Source organism: Virgibacillus senegalensis (assembly GCF_000821245.2).
GTDB lineage: Bacteria > Bacillota > Bacilli > Bacillales > Amphibacillaceae > Sediminibacillus > Sediminibacillus senegalensis.
Genome location: NZ_LN611424.1, coordinates 1,190,020 through 1,193,496 on the forward strand (window position 1 = coordinate 1,190,020; position 3,477 = coordinate 1,193,496).

The 3,477-nt window shown below is 39.9% G+C and carries 5 protein-coding genes; all 5 read left to right on the plus strand.

The genetic code is table 11. From position 1 onward, the window contains the following. Positions 1 to 328 precede the first annotated feature (328 nt). The 5 genes from BN1067_RS09900 to BN1067_RS09920 all read left to right on the plus strand — a co-directional run bounded on the left by BN1067_RS09900 (position 329) and on the right by BN1067_RS09920 (position 3,347). The gene (locus BN1067_RS09900; RefSeq protein WP_053218698.1) at positions 329 to 808 is read left to right on the plus strand and encodes a DsrE/DsrF/DrsH-like family protein; all 480 of its coding nucleotides are present in this window, start codon (positions 329 to 331) and stop codon (positions 806 to 808) included. Positions 809 to 911: 103 nt separating this feature from the next. After that, a complete protein-coding gene (locus BN1067_RS09905) occupies positions 912 to 1,208 on the plus strand; it encodes a rhodanese-like domain-containing protein (RefSeq protein WP_053218699.1) in 297 nt (98 codons plus the stop codon). A gap of 49 nt (positions 1,209 to 1,257) precedes the next feature. After that, positions 1,258 to 1,824 (plus strand): sulfurtransferase TusA family protein, encoded by a 567-nt coding sequence (locus BN1067_RS09910; RefSeq protein WP_053218700.1) that lies wholly within the window; start codon positions 1,258 to 1,260, stop codon positions 1,822 to 1,824. Between the two features lie 127 nt (positions 1,825 to 1,951). Continuing rightward, positions 1,952 to 3,079: an MBL fold metallo-hydrolase gene (locus BN1067_RS09915; RefSeq protein ID WP_053218701.1), complete on the plus strand. Its 1,128-nt coding sequence runs from the start codon at positions 1,952 to 1,954 to the stop codon at positions 3,077 to 3,079. 40 nt (positions 3,080 to 3,119) lie between these two features. After that, complete coding sequence (locus tag BN1067_RS09920; protein ID WP_053218702.1) at positions 3,120 to 3,347, plus strand: sulfurtransferase TusA family protein; 228 nt, start codon at positions 3,120 to 3,122, stop codon at positions 3,345 to 3,347. Positions 3,348 to 3,477 lie beyond the last annotated feature (130 nt).

Below are 3,477 nucleotides of genomic sequence, written 5' to 3' on the forward strand. Positions count from 1 at the left end.
GAGACTCCTGCGGAAAAACGGGCGGCCGAGACCCCACAGCGGACTTTGCGAGGAGGCTCGGGCGTTCGTCCGCGGAAAGCGAGTTTGTTTCCTCTGCGGTCTGAGTAAAATAGCTGTTTTTAGAATGAGCCTTTCGATAAAGAGAGGGTGGAAGAAAAATCACACACCAATTTGACAGAGAACCTAAATTTAATTGTTGACAACATACCCCCTATGGTATATTGTTGGTGTTGTCATTTGGATTTGGCAACAGGGCGGATGCCCTTTTTATTTCAGTTATTTTATACCCCCCGGGGTAATAAAGTGGCGTTTAGGAGGTTACATTAATATGTCAGAAAAGAAAAAAACAACAATCGTTCTTTTCAGTGGTGATTACGATAAAGCAATGGCAGCATATATCATTGCGAATGGTGCAGCTGCTTACGACCATGAAGTGACTATTTTCCATACGTTTTGGGGATTGAATGCTCTTAGGAGAGAGGAAAATGTGGAAATGAAAAAAGGGTTCATGGAAAAAATGTTTGGAAAGATGATGCCACGAGGCGCAGACAAAATGGGCTTGTCGAAAATGAACTTTGCTGGTTTTGGTCCTAAAATGATCAAGAAAGTTATGAAAAAACATAATGCAATGAGCCTGCCTAGCTTAATGGAAATGGCTCAAGAACAAGAGGTAAAGCTAGTAGCATGTACGATGACAATGGATTTATTGGGACTTCAAAAAGAAGAACTCTTAAATGATATAGAGTATGCAGGGGTTGCAGCTTATCTTGGTGACGCCGAAGATGGCGATGTAAACCTGTTTATTTAATCATTTGTATTTTCCCTTAATCCAGAAGGACCAATATAAGGAATTGATATCCATTGAATCCATGAAATCCATGAATGATAAATTTAGAAGGGAGACTTTTAACATGAAAAAAATATCAGCAGAAGAACTGAAAAACTTAACAGAGAAGAATCAAATTGTAAATATCCTTGATGTCCGGGAAGCGAAGGAAGTAGCAGAGGGGAAAATTCCTGGTTCGGTGAACATTCCATTAGGGTTGTTAGAATTCCGTTTGCACGAATTAGATAAATCAACAGAATATATTGTGGTTTGTCGTTCTGGAGGTAGAAGTGGTCAAGCAGTACAATTTCTAGAAAGTCAGGGATTCCATGCAATCAACATGACAGGCGGAATGCTGGCTTGGAAAGGCGAAACAGAATAATTTTTTTAGTCAAAATTATACCCCGCTAGGTATAGGAGGTTTGAGTAGGATGGATAATGTGAAAGCAAATGTGTCCATGGATGCGAAAGGATTGGCTTGTCCCATGCCAATCGTGAAAACGAAAAAAGCGATGAAAGAATTGGAAGCAGGCCAAGTGATTGAAGTACAAGCAACTGATAAAGGATCAAAAGCAGATATCGAAGCGTGGGCCAACAGTGCCGGGCACCAATATTTAGGCACACTGGAAGAAGGCGAAACGTTAAAACACTATTTAAGAAAAGCATCTGATAAAGAAGAAGCGGTTGACAGAAAATATTCTAATATTGTTACCAATGAAGATTTACAATCAAAGTTATCGGAAAGTGTTGTGGTTCTTGATGTAAGAGAGTCGGCAGAATATGCATTTAATCACATCCCGCGTGCGGTTTCCATCCCGCTAGGAGAACTGGAAGCCCGTATGAACGAATTAAACAGAGATGATGAAATCTTTGTCGTGTGTAGAACAGGAAGTAGAAGTGATCTCGCCGCCCAGATATTGGTGGAAAATGGTTTTGAACATGTTGCGAATGTTTTACCAGGTATGAGTCATTGGAATGGAGAAACAGAAAATCTTTAAAATTAAATGTAACGACTTACAAGTGAATGTACCTGAATAGTTTAGTTTTGGTCCAAACTATAGGAGGATACATGATAGAACACTGCAATTTTTTTAATCAAATTTATACGGTAGGGGGTAAATGGATATGCCAGTTAACAAGATGACAGCTCACGAAGTCACCAAAAAGATTTTTAACAAGGAAGAACTGTTTATCTTAGATGTACGTAATGAAGAAGCATTTGAAGACTGGAAAATCGAAGGGGAAAACGTTGAATATTTGAACATTCCTTATTTTGAACTATTAGATGGAGTTGAGGAAATCTTGGATAGGGTTCCCTCCGATAAAGAGATATTAGTAGTATGTGCCAAAGAGGGTTCATCTTTAATGGTAGCAGAAATGCTTTCAGATGAAGGGTTGACAGTCTCTGTTCTGCAAGGAGGGATGAAAGCTTGGAGTGAACATTTGGAACCTGTCCAAGTTGGAAACCTGAAAGATGGCGGTGAAGTTTATCAGTTTGTACGTATCGGGAAAGGCTGCCTATCATACATGGTTATTTCCGAGGGGGAAGCTGCACTCATTGATGCTACAAGAATGACTGATGTTTTCCTTGATTTTGCCACGCGTAAACAAGTTAAGATTACCGATGTGTTTGATACTCACCTTCATGCCGATCACATTTCAGGTGGAAGAAAAATTGCTGAACAAACAGGTGCAACGTACTGGATGCCTTCTAAAGATGCACAGGAGGTTACCTTCTCTTATAAAGCATTAGAAGGAGGACAGGTTGTGACAATCGGAAACACAGCGATTGACATCCAGGCCCTTTATTCACCGGGACATACTCCTGGTTCCACCTCTTTTGTAGTGGACGGGAAGTATTTTTTAACTGGGGATATCTTATTCATCGATTCGATTGGAAGACCAGATTTGGCTGGAAAAGCCGAAGACTGGGTTGGAGACTTAAGAGAAAGCTTATATTCTCGTTATAGAAATTTATCAGAGGAATTAGTAGTATTGCCAGCACACTTTATGAAAATCGACGAATTGAATAGAGATGGTAGTGTTGCAAAAAAATTAGGAGCGCTTTTTGAGAAAAACCACGGATTGAACGTGGAAGATGAAGCTGAATTCAGGAGAATAGTGACGGAGAATTTACCGGCACAACCAAACGCTTATCAGGAAATCCGGGAAACAAATATGGGCAAAGTCACACCGGAAGAAGAAAAACAAAGAGAAATGGAAATAGGACCGAACCGTTGTGCGGTACGTTAATCATTGACTTGGCTAAATGAAAAATTAGGAGGAACATAGAATGAACGTAACAAAGGTAGTAGATGCAAAAGGATTAGCATGCCCAATGCCAATTGTAAGAACCAAGAAAGCCATGAGCGAAATAGAATCTGGCCAAATCCTTGAGATTCATGCCACAGATAAAGGAGCAAAAAGTGATTTAACGGCTTGGACTAAATCTGGCGGACATGAACTATTAAAAAATACGGAAGAAAATGATGTTTTAAAGTTCTGGATCAAAAAGGGATAAAAAAAGGGAACCGCTCTAGGTTCCTCTTTTTTTGAAGGGGGTCAACTATGGATCTTGCTTTTATTCTTACCATATTCTTAATTGGGGTTTCGGGTTCGTTTGTTTCAGGAATGCTTGGTATTGGCGGGGT